Genomic DNA, 15,145 nt, shown 5'->3' on the forward strand with positions numbered 1-15,145 from the left:
AAGGAGTTTTCCGTTTCGACTGCGCCGGAAGTGGGGCGAATTATAGACTTCCAGAATCTGCCGTCAACCCTTAATTTGAATTTTCTATCAACAAGCCGGGAAACCTCCAGTTTGAGGCTATATAGAGGTCCTCAGCGGAATAATTGAGCAATATATTGCTCAACCCTCAACACTTAAGCATCATAGCCGCTTGCGCTTCTCTTAATACGACCTCGGACGAACATCCCCAATGACCACCTCTCCCCGCAGCCTGGCCTCGGCATTGTTTCCTGTCGGCCTGCTGTTGATCGCCATGGCTTCAATCCAGTCCGGCGCCTCGCTGGCCAAGAGCATGTTTCCAATTGTTGGCGCCCAGGGCACGACCACCCTGCGCCTGATTTTCGCTAGCGTGATCATGCTGCTTCTCTTACGCCCGTGGCGCGCCAAGCTGACCGCCAAGTCCCTGCGCACGGTGATCGTCTACGGGATGGCCCTGGGTGGTATGAACTTCCTCTTCTATATGTCATTGCGCAGCGTACCCCTGGGGATTGCCGTTGCCCTGGAATTCACCGGACCGCTGGCAGTAGCGATTTACGCATCGCGCAGAGCGGTGGATTTCCTCTGGATTGCCCTCGCGGTCATCGGCCTGCTCTTGTTGATTCCCATGGGGGACGCCAGCAGCGGCATCGACTTGCTCGGCGCAGCCTACGCTCTGGGGGCGGGTGTCTGCTGGGCCCTCTATATTCTGTTCGGCCAGAAGGCAGGCAATGACAATGGCGTACAGACCGCCGCCCTCGGTGTGATGATCGCCGCCTTGTTTGTGGCACCTATCGGCATTGTGCACGCGGGTGCTGCATTGCTGACCCCGGCCCTGATCCCTGTCGCCATCGGCGTCGCCATTCTGTCCACCGCCCTGCCTTACACCCTGGAGATGGTCGCGCTGACCCGCCTCCCCGCCCGCACCTTCGGCACGCTCATGAGCATCGAACCCGCATTCGGCGCGCTTTCCGGCCTGCTTTTCCTGCACGAGCACCTGACCTTGGCGCAATGGCTGGCCATCACCTGCATCATCCTGGCCTCCGTGGGTGCCACCGTGACGATGCGCAAGGAGTCAAAGCCGCTGGTTCCAGCGGATTGACGCTTCTTTGAATGTAGCTCTGGCATTTACCGCTCATTTAAGCCATGTTTAAGCCGTAAACGAATGTCATTCATGGAGAACGTCGACAGGGACAGCACGAACGCTAGACTCGAGAGCGAGTAGAGCCGGCTTCAAGCATTGCGGAAGCGGCTATTAAGGATAGGAATGAAGCGAATTTTGATACTGTTAATGGTCGTGGCCATCGGTGGCTGTGCCGCGACCACCAAGACAGAAGTGAAGCGGGGCAAAAAAGGGCTGCATATCAACTGTTCCGGACTGTCTTCCTCCTGGGACCAGTGCTACACCAGCGCAACCAACTCGTGCGGAGCCAAGGGCTACCGGGTGATCGCCAAGTCCGGTGACAATTCAGAGGAACCTGGGGATTACCCCTTCGGCCTCAACCCTGCGGGCTACACCAGCCGGAGCATGATCGTCATTTGCAAGTGATTGACCGAGCAGTCTCCCTCCGACTGCTCATATCAAACACCCACTACCCACCCGCCCTTTTGCGACACTGCGGCTAGACTCCTGTTCGACATTCGAGCCAACGGAGTTCCCATGACGCACAACAAGAAAATCGTATTGGTAGTCGGCGCCGGAGACGCAACCGGTGGTGCCATTGCCAAGCGCTTTGCCCGCGAAGGCTACGTCGCCTGTGTCACCCGCCGCACCGCCGACAAATTGCAGCCGCTGGTCGATAGCATCCAGGCTGCCGGTGGCGAAGCGCATGGCTTTGCGTGCGATGCACGAAAAGAAGAAGACGTGATCGCGCTGATCGAACAGATTGAAACGCAACTGGGCCCGATTGAGGCCTTCGTTTTCAACATCGGCGCCAATGTGCCCTGCAGCATCCTTGAAGAAACCGCACGCAAGTATTTCAAGATCTGGGAAATGGCCTGTTTCTCCGGGTTCCTCAATGCACGTGAGGTGGCCAAGCGCATGGTCACCCGCCATCGCGGCACCATCCTGTTCACCGGCGCGACTGCAGGCCTGCGCGGGGCCGCCGGCTTTGCCGCATTTGCAGGAGCAAAGCACGGGATCCGCGCGCTTGCGCAAAGCATGGCGCGGGAGCTGGGGCCGATGAATATCCATGTCGCTCATATCGTGGTTGATGGCGCCATCGACACAGACTTCATTCGCGACAATTTCCCGCAGAAATACGCGCTCAAGGATCAGGACGGCATTCTCAACCCCGAGCACATCGCCGACAACTATTGGTTCCTGCACAGCCAACCGCGCGACGCCTGGACGTTCGAGCTGGACCTGCGCCCCTGGAATGAACCCTGGTAAGCACGCCCCCACAACAATAATCAGCGAGCAGCGACCATGAGTAAAACCCTGGAGTTCTTCTTTGATCTCGGCAGCCCTGCCACCTACCTGGCCTATACCCAGCTCCCGGCCCTGTGCGCAGCTACCGGCGCAGAGTTGGTGTATCAACCGATGTTATTGGGCGGCGTGTTCAAGGCCACCGGAAACGCCTCGCCGATCACCGTCCCCGCCAAGGGACGCTATATGTTCGACGACCTGGCTCGTTACGCCCAACGCTACAACGTCACGCTCAAGTTCAACCCGCACTTTCCCATCAATACCCTGGTGCTGATGCGCGCTGTCACCGGCGTGCAACTGCACCAGCCCGAACGCTTCGACGATTTGGTGGGTTGCCTGTTTCGCGCGCTGTGGGCAGAGGGTCGCGACTTGGGAGATCCCGCCGTCGTGGCCACGGTGCTCAGCGAACACGGCTTTGAGCCGCAGGAGATACTGGCCTTGGCCAATGACGAAAGCGTAAAAGCCGCCCTCAAGGCCAAAACCGAGCAAGCCGTTCAACGCGGCGTGTTCGGTGCGCCCAGCCTGTTTGTAGGCAACCAGCTATTTTTCGGCCAGGACCGTCTGGAGTTTGTGCGCGAAGCCTTGAGTTGAATCTCGATCGCCAAGCGCCCCGCCCAATCGGCGCCAGTCGCCCGGCTCAAGGCGTTAGTCGACTACATAGCCGACGCCTTGGCCGAGCGCCTGGACTGCAACCGATCAAATAGCCGCGGTACGCACCTGCAACCACTCGAGTGCCGCGCCATTGAGCAACGGGCTCAGGCGCTCGCGCACCTCGCTGTGGTAGCCGTTGAACCACTCACGCTCATCCGCCGTCAGCAGCGACGGCTCCAGGCAACGAGTATCGATCGGGCACAAGGTCAGGGTTTCGAACTTGAGGAACTCACCGAACTCGGTCTTGCCCGCTTCACGGTTCAACACCAGGTTCTCGATCCGCACGCCCCAACGTCCCGGACGATAAGTACCCGGCTCAATCGAGGTGATCATGCCCGGTTGCATCGCGGTTTGCGGCGCCGTGGCCGCCTGGTAGGCGATCACTTGCGGACCTTCGTGCACATTGAGGAAATAACCCACGCCGTGTCCGGTACCGTGGCCGTAGTCCACGCCTTCAGCCCAGATCGGCGCACGCGCAATCGAATCCAGCAGCGGCGACAGAATGCCCTTGGGAAAATGCGCACGGGACAGGGCAATCACCCCTTTCAACACCCGGGTGCAATCGCGCTTTTGTTCTTCGCTGGGTGTACCGATAGGCACCATCCGCGTGATATCGGTGGTGCCACCCAGGTACTGGCCACCCGAATCGATCAACAGCAAACCATCGCCTTCGATCAGCGCGTGCTCTTCTTCAGTCGCGTGGTAATGCGGCATCGCACCATTGGCGTTATACGCGGCGATAGTATTGAAACTCAGCGACACATAACCCGGGCGACGGCTACGCGCGGCGGTCAGGTGTTCGTCAATGGTCAGTTCAGTGATGCGTTCGCGCCCCAGCGCGCTGTCCAGCCAGGCGAAAAACTCGCACAGCGCTGCGCCGTCCTGCTCCATGGCCTGGCGGATGTGTTCCGCGTCGGCCAGGCTCTTGCGCGACTTGGCCAGCGTGGTCGGGTTGAGCCCTTCGATCAGCTTGACGCCAGCGTCCAGGTTTTCCAGCAAACCTGCGGTCACACGCGCGGGATCGACCTGCACACTGGCACCCGACGGCACGGCGCGCAGTGCATCAGCCACTTCGCTGTAGTCACGCAAGGTTACGCCGTCCTGCTCCAGCACCGCCCGCAGTTCGGCATCGACCTTGCTCAGCGCCACGAACAAGGTGGCCTGTTGTTGATTGATCAACGCAAAGGATACAAACACCGGGTTGAAGGAAACGTCACCGCCGCGCAAGTTGAACAGCCAGGCAATATCATCCAGGGTGGCGATGAAGTGCCAGTCGGCGCCCTTCTCCTTCAAGCTGGCACGCAGCGCGGCGAGTTTCTCACCGCGGCTCACCGTGGCCTGCGGCGGCAGGTGTTGATAGATCGGCTGGTTCGGCAGCGCCGGGCGGTCTTGCCAGACTTCATCGAGCAGGTCGATGTCGGTACGCAGGGTTGCGCCGCGCTCGGCCAGCTTGCCGCCCAGGGTCCGTGCTGACGCCACCGCCATCACCGCGCCGTCCACCGCCACCACACCACCTTCCGGGGTTTGCTCCGCCAGCCACTCCAATGGACCAGGCTGGCCCGGTTGCAGCTTCACCAATTCGATGCCGCTGCCCTTGAGTTCCTTGGTGGCCTGTTCCCAATAGCGGCTGTCCGCCCAGACGCCGGCAAAGTCCGCGGTCACAATCAGCGTTCCCACCGAGCCATGGAACCCCGACAACCATTGGCGTCCCTGCCAGTAACCCGGCAGGTATTCAGACAGATGCGGATCCGCCGACGGCACCAGCAGGGCGTGAATGCCCTCGCGGCTCATCAGTTCACGGGTATGCGCCAGGCGCTGGGGAACCGTTCCATGGGTCAAAGGCTGCGTGCTCATTGTGTCTCCTGCTAACCACGAATAATTGTTATGTGTTGCGAATGGATAATTCAGACCGCCCAGAACGCCGGTGCGCTGGCAAGTGCGGCCTTGATCAACTGCACGGCCTGATCGATGTCCTGCTCGGTGGTAAACCGGCCCAGGCTCAAGCGAATCGTGCGGCCGGCGCTGCGCGCGTCATGGCCCAGCGCCAGCAGCACATGGGAGGGCGCGTTGCTCGCCGAGTTACAGGCCGAGGTGGCAGAAAACGCGATGCCCGCGCTCAGCGCCGCCGCATTGAATTCACCTTCGCCAAACGTGAGGCTGAGGGTGTGCGGAATACGTTGGGTCGGACTGCCGTTGAGGCGCACGCCGGCGATTGACGCCAGCTGATCCAGCAGCCGCTGGCGCAACGCCACAATCAGCGCCTGTTCTTCGGTAAACGATGCCGCCGCCAGGGCGAACGCCGTGCCCATGCCTGCGATCTGGTGCGTGGCCAGCGTGCCGGAACGCAATCCGCCTTCGTGACCACCGCCGTGGATCTGCGCCAGCACCTTCTGCTGCGCGCGCGGCCCCACATACAGCGCGCCGATGCCCTTGGGGCCATACAGCTTGTGTGCGGAAAACGACATCAAATCCACCGGCCACTCGGCCAGGTCGATCGCTACCTTGCCTGCGCCCTGCGCTGCGTCCACGTGCAACAACGCCCCATGTTCACGCACGCGGGCGCCGATGGCCGGGATGTCGTTGACGGTGCCCAGTTCATTGTTCACCAGCATCAGCGACACCAGGAAGGTGTCCTCGCGCAGCGCCTGGCTCACAGCGTCGGCACTGATCAGGCCCTGCGCGTCCGGCACCAGGTAGGTCACGGCCACGCCGGCTTCCTGCAATTGCCGGGCGGTGTCCAAGGTGGCCTTGTGTTCGATCTGGCTGGTGATGATATGCCCGCCTGCCACGCCCCGCGCCTGGGCCACGCCCTTGATGGCGAGGTTGTTGGATTCGGTGGCGCCGGAGGTCCAGACGATTTGCTCAGGTTGGGCACCGACCAGTTCCGCCACCTGGCGGCGCGCCTGCTCGACCGTTTGCCGGGCCGCCTGGCCGAACGCGTGGGAGCTGGACGCGGGGTTACCGAAATTGGCGTTGAAGCCCAGACACTCGACCATCACCTGGATGACCCGCTCATCCACCGGGGTGGTGGCGGCATAGTCGAAATACAGCGGACGTTTATTCATGACAATTAAGACTCGCAAAACAGGTTCCCGAGAACAGCGTCTCAGGGGCATCAGCCGGAACAGAGGTCGTCAGGTTTACCGGATCAAATGCCATTGAAGAAGGGCCACTTTATTTAAATGTGCGTAGGAACGCTCCTGAAATTCAGCTTAACAGGCTGAAGTCCTCGCATGGCAAACAAAAAGCCCGAGGTTCCTTAAGGGAATCCTCGGGCTTTTTGCTGCTGAGCGCGGGCTCAACTGGGACGACCATGCAATGTCACGCTGCGTTCGGCATTCATTTCGCCCTGGTGATCGAAGCCAAAGGATTTCTGTGGCTGGCCGGTCAGTGCGGCGCGCTGCTGTTGGTATTCATCAAACGACAAGCCACGACGACTCAGCGCCTCCAGGGCCAACTGTTTGGTTTCTTCTGCGGTGTAAGGCCGTAATTCGGGCGAGGCATGGGTCGCACATCCGGCAAGGACTGAGGCAACGACGAGTAAGCAAACAGCGAGGAATCGGTTCATGGCGGCGGCCCTGCAAAGGTGGTTTCGAGTCAATGAACACAGGCTACTCCCGCCCTTTGCCGGTGAAAAATCATCGTCCGTGATAGTCGCTATCAACCGCCAAGGCACCTGCGATAGCGGCCCTCTCATATTCCCCAAAGATCTATAAATATGGAAATACGTTCATTTACGGAATAAATGTAACCCTCTATAAATGGCTCTCAGCTGCCCGACACTGTTCGCCACGCAACTGTTGCCCCGGCAACAGTCATTCAACAAATCACCAATCAGACAACAGCAGCCGATTTCACCCGCAAGGCCGCAGCCCGCGCCAATCAAGGCTTGCACCCGTTGGTACAGCTCTTGCTCAACACGTTGCACACACCTGCTATGAACCACTGTTGATAAAGGAACTGTTCATGACCCGTCCCCTGAATGTCGTTGCCGTCTCCGGCGGAACCTGGCGCCCGTCCCGTACCCTCGTGTTGACCCAGGCGGTACTGGCCGAACTGGCCACCTTGCTGCCGATCCAGACCCACCTGATCGAACTGGGCGACATTGCCCGGCCACTCGGCGGGGCACTATCGCGCGATGAATTGCCGGCCGAGGTCGAAACGCAACTGTTGGCGATTGAACAGGCAGATCTGCTGATCGTCGCGGCGCCGGTCTATCGCGGCTCCTACCCTGGCCTGCTCAAGCACCTGTTCGACCTGGTCGATCTCAACGCGCTGATCAACACACCAGTGTTGCTCGCCGCCACCGGCGGCAGCGAACGCCATGCGCTGGTGCTCGATCATCAGTTGCGCCCGCTGTTCAGCTTTTTCCAGGCATTGACCCTGCCGATCGGCGTGTACGCCACCGAAGCTGACTTCATCGACTACCAAATAACCAGTGAGCTCCTGAAAGCCCGTATTCAACTGGCGGCAGAACGAGCAGCGCCATTGTTCGCGGCACATTCCCCTTCTCTGCTGAAAATCGCGTAAGGATTTGTCATGGATGTTTTCTGGTTTCTGCCCACTCACGGCGATGGCCATTACCTGGGCACCACCCAAGGTGCACGGCCGGTCACCCTCAATTACCTCAAGCAGGTCGCCCAGGCCGCTGACAGCCTGGGTTACCACGGCGTGCTGATTCCTACCGGCCGCTCGTGCGAAGACTCCTGGGTGATCGCCTCGGCGCTGGTGCCGCTGACCGAACGCCTGCGGTATCTGGTGGCCATTCGTCCGGGCATCATCTCGCCCACGGTCTCCGCGCGCATGGCTGCCACCCTGGATCGCCTTTCCAATGGTCGCTTGCTGATCAACGTGGTGACCGGCGGCGACCCCGACGAAAACCGCGGCGACGGCAGCTTCCTCGACCACAGCGAACGTTACGAAGTCTCTGACGAGTTCCTACGGATCTGGCGACGCGTGTTGCAGGGCGAATCGGTAGATTTCGAAGGCAAACACTTGCGTGTGCAGAATGCCAAGGCACTTTACCCACCGGTGCAGAAGCCTTATCCGCCGCTGTACTTCGGCGGTTCTTCGGACGCGGCCCACGACCTCGCTGCCGAACAGGTGGACGTGTACCTGACCTGGGGCGAACCGCCCGCCGCCGTCGCCGAAAAACTCGCGGATGTACGCGAACGCGCCGCACGTCACGGGCGTACCGTGAAGTTCGGCATCCGCCTGCACGTGATCGTGCGCGAGACCGAAGAAGAAGCCTGGAAAGCCGCCGATAAACTGATCGAGCACATCAGCGACGACACCATCGCCGCCGCGCAAAAATCCTTCTCGCGCTTTGATTCCGAAGGCCAGCGCCGCATGGCCGCCTTGCATGACGGGCGCCGCGACAACCTGGAAATCGCCCCCAACTTGTGGGCGGGCGTCGGCCTGGTGCGTGGCGGCGCCGGCACCGCGCTGGTTGGCAACCCGCAGCAAGTGGCCGAACGCATCAAGGAATACGCGGACCTGGGCATCGAGAGCTTCATCTTCTCCGGCTACCCGCACCTGGAAGAAGCCTATCGGTTTGCCGAGCTGGTGTTCCCGCTGCTGCCGGAACCCTATGCCAGCCTTGCCGGACGTGGCGTCACCAACCTCACTGGCCCGTTCGGCGAAATGATTGCCAACGATGTACTGCCCACCACCAAGGCCTGAGTGCAGTGAGATCGGCTTTATGTAGGAACGGAGCTTATGTGGCGAGGGAGTTTGCGCCCGCTGGGGTGCGAAGCGCCCCCAAAAGCTGGCGACTGCTAGGCAGTCGAACGGGAACCCGTTCCCTCGCCACAGCTAGCCCGCTCCCACATTTAGCCTTCATTGCGAAATAGACATTGAGGAACCCCGCGTGACAGCCAAACCCCACAGCGTCCTGCCATCACCGCTGCAGACCGCCAGATTGCTGGCCGCCGAATTCGCCCTCACCGCCGTCGAGCGCGACGAACGCGGCGGTACCCCCAAGACCGAACGTGATGCCCTGCGCCACAGCGGCCTGCTGGCCCTGAGCATTCCCACGCAGTACGGCGGCCTCGGCGCGCGCTGGAGCGACACCCTGGGCATCGTGCGCGAATTCGCCAAGGTCGACAGCTCCATCGCCCATGTCTTCGGCTTCCACCACCTGATGCTCGCCACCGTGCGCCTGTTTTCGCGGCCGGACCAATGGCAGCCGTGGTTCGAACAGACCGCGCGCAAGAACTGGTTCTGGGGCAACGCCCTCAACCCGCTGGACACCCGCACCGTGGTCAAGGATTTCGGCGGCTGGCGCGAGTTCTCCGGCAAAAAGAGTTTCTGCTCCGGCGCCAGCGACTCGGAAATGCTGATCGCCTCGGCTGTGGATGAAAGCGCCGGCGGCAAACTGCTGATCGCCGCAATTCCCAGCGGCCGCAGTGGTATCACCCTGCACAACGACTGGAACAATATCGGCCAGCGCCAGACCGACAGCGGCAGCGCCAGCTTCGAACGCGTACGCGTCGAGGAGTCGGAGTTGCTGCTCGACCCGGGCCCGTTGAGCACACCCTTCGCCTGCCTGCGCCCGTTGATCGCGCAGCTGACTTTCACGCATATGTTTCTCGGGATTGCCGAAGGCGCCTTCGAAGAAGCGCGCAACTACACGCTGACCGAGACCCGCTCCTGGCACAAATCCTCAGCCGAGGACGTGCGCCAGGACCCTTACGTGCTGCATCACTACGGTGAGTTCTGGGTCGCCTTGGAGGGTGTGCGCCTGCTGGTGGAGCGCGCCGCCGAGTTGCTCGACCAGGCCTGGGCCAAAGGCCCCAACCTGACGGAAAACGAACGTGGCCAACTGGCTATTGCCATCGCCACCGCCAAAGTCGCCGCCACCCGCCAGGGCCTGGACCTGTGCAGCCGCCTGTTTGAAGTCACCGGCGCGCGCTCCACCCACGCGTCGCTGCGCCTGGACCGCCATTGGCGCAACCTGCGCACGCAGACCCTGCACGATCCGGTGGACTACAAACTCCACGAACTGGGGGACTGGGCGTTGAACCAGTCCCTGCCGATTCCCACGTTCTATTCCTAAGAGAGGTGCCCATGCAGCTTTTAACCCTACCGCCCTCGCCCGCCCTCGCGACCTCGATCCGCGCCACGGCCCAGGTTTTCGAAGACCCGAAATCCCAGGCGCTGCTCGACCACATCCAGCAAGTGGCGCCCAGCGAAGCCAGTGTGCTGATCATCGGCGAGACCGGGACCGGTAAAGAGCTGGTGGCGCGGCATATCCATAACCTCAGCGCGCGGCGTAACCGGCCGTTTGTGGCAGTGAACTGCGGCGCCTTCTCTGAATCGCTGGTGGAGGCCGAGTTGTTCGGGCATGAAAAAGGCGCCTTCACCGGCGCCCTCAGTGCCAAGGCCGGCTGGTTCGAAGAGGCGGATGGCGGCACCTTGTTCCTGGACGAAATCGGCGACTTGCCGATGGCCATCCAGGTCAAATTGCTGCGAGTGCTGCAGGAACGCGAAGTGGTGCGCCTTGGCTCGCGCAAGAGCATTCCGATTGATGTACGCGTATTGGCGGCCACCAACGTGCAGCTGGAAAAAGCCATCAACGCCGGGCATTTCCGCGAAGACCTCTACTACCGTCTCGACGTGGTCAGCCTCGAACTCAGCCCATTGCGCGACCGGCCCGGCGACATCCTGCCGCTGACCCGGCACTTTATCGAAGCCTACAGCCAGCGCCTGGGCTACGGCCCGATCACCATCAGCCGCGAGGCCGAACACAAACTCAAGAGTTACAGCTGGCCAGGCAATATCCGCGAGCTGGAAAACGTGATTCACCACACCCTGCTGATCTGCCGCAACGGCGTGATCGAGCGCGACGACCTGCGCCTGTCGAACATGCGCATCGAACGCCAGGACGACAGCCAGCACAGCACCGACAACAGCGCCGAAGCCCTGCTGGAGCGGGCGTTTCAAAAGCTCTTTGAAGAACAGGCCGGTGCCCTGCATGAAAAAGTCGAAGACGCGCTGTTACGCGCCGCGTACCGCTTCAGCCATTACAACCAGGTGCACACCGCCAACCTGCTGGGCCTGAGCCGCAACGTCACCCGCACCCGCCTGATCAAGATCGGCGAACTGGCGGTGAACAAGCGCCGCCCCGGGGAGAACGTCCAGGGCGAGCGGATGCTGCACCTATCCATTTAGGCGGCAGTGCAAGGCATTGTCATGGCTGCGCTCGAAACTGCGCAGCACCTGGAACGAACCGAAGGTCACGGCCGTGGCCTGGTGGGCGCGGATCAGCGTCCAGAAATCTTCCTCGCCGTGCTCAAAGCATTTGAACGCCGCCTCGCCGTCCTCGCGCGAGCGCCATTGCAGATAGCTGAGCACCCGCCGGCCATCGTCGCTGACCTGCACACTCGCATTGATAAAGCCGCCATGGCCTTGGGCCAGGCGCTCGCTTTGGGTAGACAAGGCGGCCACCAGGGCAATTTGCTGCCGAGGCTCGATGTGAAACTCGATCATTTGAGTGAAGCTGCGATTTTTCTCTGATACCTGCATGAACACTCCCCTTTCTCTGTAGGCAGAATCTTGCGATTCGATGCCACGCAGGGTAAAACCTCTAGTTAAGTCAAGGTCAAGCGTTGTCTCGGAGTTTTTCATGCTCAACAAACAACTCACCGTCGGTCAGCTGGCGGCGCGCAGTGGCGTGGCGGTGACGGCCCTGCACTTCTACGAGGCCAAGGGGCTGATCAAAAGCAATCGCAATGCCGGCAACCAGCGGCGCTACCCTCGCGATGTATTGCGCCGCGTGGTGGTGATCAAAATCGCCCAGCGCCTGGGGATTCCGCTGGCGACCATTGGCGAAGCCTTGCAGACCTTGCCGGATGGACGCACGCCAAACGCACAGGATTGGGAGCGTTTGTCGGCGCTGTGGCGCCAAGACCTGGACGAGCGCATCAACAAGCTGATGCTGCTGCGCGACAAACTCAGCGGTTGTATTGGTTGCGGGTGTCTGTCACTGGAGGCGTGCCCGCTGCGCAATCAGGATGATCAGCTCGGTGAGCACGGGCCGGGGGCGCAACTGTTGGAACCCAGCCCTGCATCCTGACCCGCACACCCATACCCTGCAGGAGCCCGGCTTGCCGGCGATGCAGGCACCTCGGTAAACCAGTCACACCGTGGTGATGCTATCGCACAGGCCAGCCCCCACATTTGATCGGTATTGATCCTTAGAAACCGGGGGCGATCTGGCCTTTGTAGCGCGTCAGGATGAACTGGCGCACTTCATCGGAATTCAACGCCTTGGCGAGCTTCTGGATGCGCGGATCGTTGATGTTGTCCGGCCGCGCCACCAGGTACTCGACGTACAAAGATTTACCCTTCTCGACGATCAACGCACTGTTGGTATCAATCCCCGCTTCCAGCGCGTAGTTGGCGAACACGAAGGCCAGGTCCACCTGGCTGACCGAGCGGGCCAGCAAGGCGCCTTCCAGCTCACGAATCTTCAGGTGCTTGGGGTTCTCGGCGATATCACGCGGGGTGCTCAGGGTGTTGCTCGGGTCCTTGAGCTTGATCAGCCCGGCCTCATCCAGCAGCACCAGGGCGCGGCCGGTGTTGACCGGGTCGTTGGGGATCGACACGGTGGCGCCGTCCTTCAGTTCCGAGATGTTCTTGATGCGCGTCGAGTACGCGCCAAACGGCTCGATATGCACACCGACCACCGGCACCAGGTCGGTGTGGCGGGTCTTGTTGTAGTCATCGAGAAATGGTCGGTACTGGTAGTAATTGGCGTCGATGTTCTTCAGCGCCAGTTGCTGGTTGGGCTGGATGAAGTCGGTGAAGACTTTGATCTGCAAGTCCACGCCCTCCTTGGCCAGCACCGGTTTGACGAACTCGAGGATCTCCGCGTGAGGCACGGGTGTGGCGCCCACGATCAACTTTTCATTGGCAAAGGCATTCATCGACAGGACAGCGGCCAAGATGGCCAGGGACTTTTTCATGGGTGCTCCAAAGGCAGTTTGTAAGAGGCATTAACGGCGGCTGTATCGCGCCACCAAACGATCACCGGTCATCTGCAGTGCCTGGACCAGCACCAGCAACAGCACCACGGTGACCACCATCACGTCGGTCTGGAACCGCTGGTAGCCATAGCGAATCGCCAGGTCACCCAGGCCTCCGCCACCGATCACCCCGGCCATGGCGGTGTAGTCCACCAGCACAATCGCGGTGACGGTCACCGCCGCCAGCAGCCCGCCGCGGGCTTCCGGCAACAGCGTGTGGCGAATCACCTGCCAGGTACTGGCGCCCATCGATTGGGTAGCCTCCACCACGCCGCGATCGACTTCGCGCAGCGCGGTTTCCACCAGCCGTGCAAAGAACGGCGTGCAACCCACCACCAGCGGCGGGATGGTGCCCGTTACGCCGAGGGAGGTACCGACCAGCAAGGTGGTCAGCGGGATCAGCACAATCAGCAGGATGATGAACGGCAGCGAACGCAGCACGTTGACCACCACCGACAGCAGCCGGTACACCACCAGTGCTTCATGCAACTGGCGCTTGCCGGTGAGAAACAGCAGCACGCCCAGCGGCAAGCCCAGCAGCACGGTAAAACCCAGCGCCGCAGTGAGCATGCTGAGGGTTTCCAGGCAGGCCTGGCCGATATCGGCCCAGTAGATGTTCTTGAATAATTCAGCCATGCATCACGACCAATCGTGGCGGGGTGGCTTGGCGCCGTTGAGCAGCCAGTTGCCCACCACGTGGTATTTCCAGCGCACCGGGTCATGCAGCGTGTGGACTCGCGCGTTGCGCCAGTGACGGTCGAAGTTGTGCTTTTTCAGGGTGGAGCGCGTGCCACCGAGTTCGAACAGTTTGTTACTGGCTTCGATGGCGATTTCGGTGGTCAGGACCTTGGCGCGGGCCACGGCCAGGGAGGCGTGGGCGACGGAGTCTTCATCCGGTGCCGGGCGAGCGGCATCAAGGGCCCGACCGGCACGTTCGAGCAGCGCCTCAGCGGCCTCCAGGCGAATATCCAGCGCGCCGACCTGGATGATGGTCAGCGGGTCTTCGCTGGCTTTTTCCACCCCGGCGTCGATCCACGGCCGCGCGAATTGCTGCACGAACGCGACCGTGTCACGCAGCGCGGCGCGGGCAATACCGGCGTCGATGGCGGCAGTGGTCAGCTGTGCGAACGGGCCGGCCAAAGTCGGTGAATCGTAGGACTTGTGAGTAGCAAACAGATTGAACGCCGGCACCCGCAGGTCCTGCGCCAGCACCGTGCCGCTGGAAGTGGTGCGCTGGCCCATGCTGTCCCAGTCATCCACCACGACCAGCCCCTCGGTCCCCCGCGGCACAAAGGCCAACTGGGCATTTTGCTGCTCGTCCAGCGCCAGCACCGCCAGCCAATGGGCGTACAGCGAACCGGTGCAATAACCCTTGCGCCCGTTGATCACATAGCCGTCGCCTTCGCGGCGGATCGTCGCCTGGATGTCCTGCACATTCTTGCCGCCGGTTTCCGACAGCGCATTGGCAAACCGATGGCCTTGCAGGGCCAGGCCGAAGAAATGCGCCTGCTGTTCGGGCGTGCCCTGCAGGCGGATATCTTCGAGCAGGCAGTAGTGGTTCTGCGGGATCTGCCCCAGGGACGGGTCGGCCGCCGAAATAATCGCGATCACCTGGGCCAGCACCGCGTAGGACACCTGCGCCCCACCGAACTCGCGCGGCACGCTGATGCCCCAGAGGCCGCTGTTGGAATACAGGTCGACGACCTCGGCGGGCACTTGCCGCGTGCGGTCGCGCTCGGCGTCCTGCTCCAGCAACACCGCGGCGACACGGTGGGCGACGGCAATGGCCTGGGCTTCGTCGCAAATCAACTCGGCGTGGGGGCTGTGGATCGGGTAATCGGCAGATACAGGCAGTAAAGACATACAGCGCTCTCGGGCGAATGGTTTGCCTGAGGCATTGCAGCTTCTGTGCCGTGCCCGCAAACACACGGCCTGGCCCTGTAAAAGCGTCGCGACGGCGCTTATGGCGCAGCAATCTGCCCGTTCACTGTTGCCTGGCGAACACCTCGTCGGCTGCCCGCAG

16 protein-coding genes are annotated in these 15,145 nt (G+C 61.6%); 9 read left to right on the forward strand and 7 right to left on the reverse strand.

The genetic code is table 11. The annotated features are described in order from the left end of the window. The first annotated feature begins 229 nt into the window (after positions 1-229). The 4 genes from rhtA (at position 230) to AC07OJ_RS30180 (ending at position 3,034) form a co-directional block, all read left to right on the forward strand. Entirely contained in the window at positions 230-1,117 is an 888-nt protein-coding gene (gene rhtA, locus AC07OJ_RS30165; protein WP_106804630.1) for a threonine/homoserine exporter RhtA, read from the forward strand. 165 nt (positions 1,118-1,282) lie between these two features. Then, positions 1,283-1,564 (forward strand): hypothetical protein, encoded by a 282-nt coding sequence (locus AC07OJ_RS30170; RefSeq protein ID WP_065901262.1) that lies wholly within the window; start codon positions 1,283-1,285, stop codon positions 1,562-1,564. A 111-nt stretch (positions 1,565-1,675) separates the two neighbouring features. Then, positions 1,676-2,407 (forward strand): SDR family oxidoreductase, encoded by a 732-nt coding sequence (locus AC07OJ_RS30175; RefSeq protein ID WP_065901265.1) that lies wholly within the window; start codon positions 1,676-1,678, stop codon positions 2,405-2,407. Positions 2,408-2,443: 36 nt separating this feature from the next. After that, positions 2,444-3,034, forward strand: coding sequence for a 2-hydroxychromene-2-carboxylate isomerase (locus tag AC07OJ_RS30180; RefSeq protein ID WP_201143880.1), 591 nt, complete (start codon positions 2,444-2,446; stop codon positions 3,032-3,034). A 105-nt stretch (positions 3,035-3,139) separates the two neighbouring features. Here AC07OJ_RS30180 and AC07OJ_RS30185 read toward each other — a convergent pair whose 3' ends face one another. The 3 genes from AC07OJ_RS30185 to AC07OJ_RS30195 form a co-directional block, all read right to left on the reverse strand. Then, positions 3,140-4,948, reverse strand: a complete 1,809-nt coding sequence (locus tag AC07OJ_RS30185; RefSeq protein ID WP_495007088.1) for an aminopeptidase P family protein — start codon at positions 4,946-4,948, stop codon at positions 3,140-3,142. A gap of 50 nt (positions 4,949-4,998) precedes the next feature. Continuing rightward, entirely contained in the window at positions 4,999-6,159 is a 1,161-nt protein-coding gene (locus AC07OJ_RS30190; protein WP_065901274.1) for a cysteine desulfurase family protein, read from the reverse strand. A gap of 233 nt (positions 6,160-6,392) precedes the next feature. Further along, on the reverse strand, positions 6,393-6,662 hold the full coding sequence (locus tag AC07OJ_RS30195; protein ID WP_065901276.1) for a hypothetical protein: 270 nt from the start codon (positions 6,660-6,662) through the stop codon (positions 6,393-6,395). Positions 6,663-7,060: 398 nt separating this feature from the next. Between AC07OJ_RS30195 and msuE the strand changes: the two genes are divergently transcribed. The 4 genes from msuE to AC07OJ_RS30215 all read left to right on the forward strand — a co-directional run bounded on the left by msuE (position 7,061) and on the right by AC07OJ_RS30215 (position 11,266). Then, a complete protein-coding gene (msuE, locus tag AC07OJ_RS30200) occupies positions 7,061-7,624 on the forward strand; it encodes an FMN reductase (protein ID WP_495095763.1) in 564 nt (187 codons plus the stop codon). A gap of 9 nt (positions 7,625-7,633) precedes the next feature. Further along, positions 7,634-8,776 (forward strand): FMNH2-dependent alkanesulfonate monooxygenase, encoded by a 1,143-nt coding sequence (gene ssuD / locus AC07OJ_RS30205; RefSeq protein WP_106804635.1) that lies wholly within the window; start codon positions 7,634-7,636, stop codon positions 8,774-8,776. A 187-nt stretch (positions 8,777-8,963) separates the two neighbouring features. Next, complete coding sequence (locus tag AC07OJ_RS30210) at positions 8,964-10,151, forward strand: acyl-CoA dehydrogenase family protein (protein ID WP_262133849.1); 1,188 nt, start codon at positions 8,964-8,966, stop codon at positions 10,149-10,151. Between the two features lie 11 nt (positions 10,152-10,162). Then, positions 10,163-11,266, forward strand: coding sequence for a sigma-54 interaction domain-containing protein (locus AC07OJ_RS30215; protein ID WP_213551813.1), 1,104 nt, complete (start codon positions 10,163-10,165; stop codon positions 11,264-11,266). Here AC07OJ_RS30215 and AC07OJ_RS30220 read toward each other — a convergent pair. After that, on the reverse strand, positions 11,255-11,620 hold the full coding sequence (locus tag AC07OJ_RS30220; protein ID WP_495095764.1) for an antibiotic biosynthesis monooxygenase: 366 nt from the start codon (positions 11,618-11,620) through the stop codon (positions 11,255-11,257). The genes AC07OJ_RS30215 and AC07OJ_RS30220 overlap by 12 nt on opposite strands. 100 nt (positions 11,621-11,720) lie before the next feature. Between AC07OJ_RS30220 and soxR the strand changes: the two genes are divergently transcribed. Further along, the gene (gene soxR / locus AC07OJ_RS30225; RefSeq protein WP_065901289.1) at positions 11,721-12,170 is read left to right on the forward strand and encodes a redox-sensitive transcriptional activator SoxR; all 450 of its coding nucleotides are present in this window, start codon (positions 11,721-11,723) and stop codon (positions 12,168-12,170) included. 121 nt (positions 12,171-12,291) lie between these two features. Here the strand turns inward: soxR and AC07OJ_RS30230 are convergent, their stop codons facing one another. Genes AC07OJ_RS30230 through AC07OJ_RS30240 form a run of 3 tightly spaced genes read right to left on the reverse strand, consistent with a single transcriptional unit; the run spans position 12,292 to position 14,985 of the window. Continuing rightward, positions 12,292-13,062 carry a MetQ/NlpA family ABC transporter substrate-binding protein gene (locus AC07OJ_RS30230; RefSeq protein ID WP_065901290.1) on the reverse strand — a complete coding sequence of 257 codons (771 nt, stop codon included), beginning with the start codon at positions 13,060-13,062 and terminating at the stop codon, positions 12,292-12,294. A gap of 30 nt (positions 13,063-13,092) precedes the next feature. Continuing rightward, the gene (locus tag AC07OJ_RS30235; RefSeq protein WP_495095765.1) at positions 13,093-13,758 is read right to left on the reverse strand and encodes a methionine ABC transporter permease; all 666 of its coding nucleotides are present in this window, start codon (positions 13,756-13,758) and stop codon (positions 13,093-13,095) included. A gap of 3 nt (positions 13,759-13,761) precedes the next feature. After that, positions 13,762-14,985, reverse strand: a complete 1,224-nt coding sequence (locus AC07OJ_RS30240; protein ID WP_495095766.1) for an SfnB family sulfur acquisition oxidoreductase — start codon at positions 14,983-14,985, stop codon at positions 13,762-13,764. Positions 14,986-15,145 lie beyond the last annotated feature (160 nt).

Source organism: Pseudomonas sp. GW821-FHT09C08 (assembly GCF_059418125.1).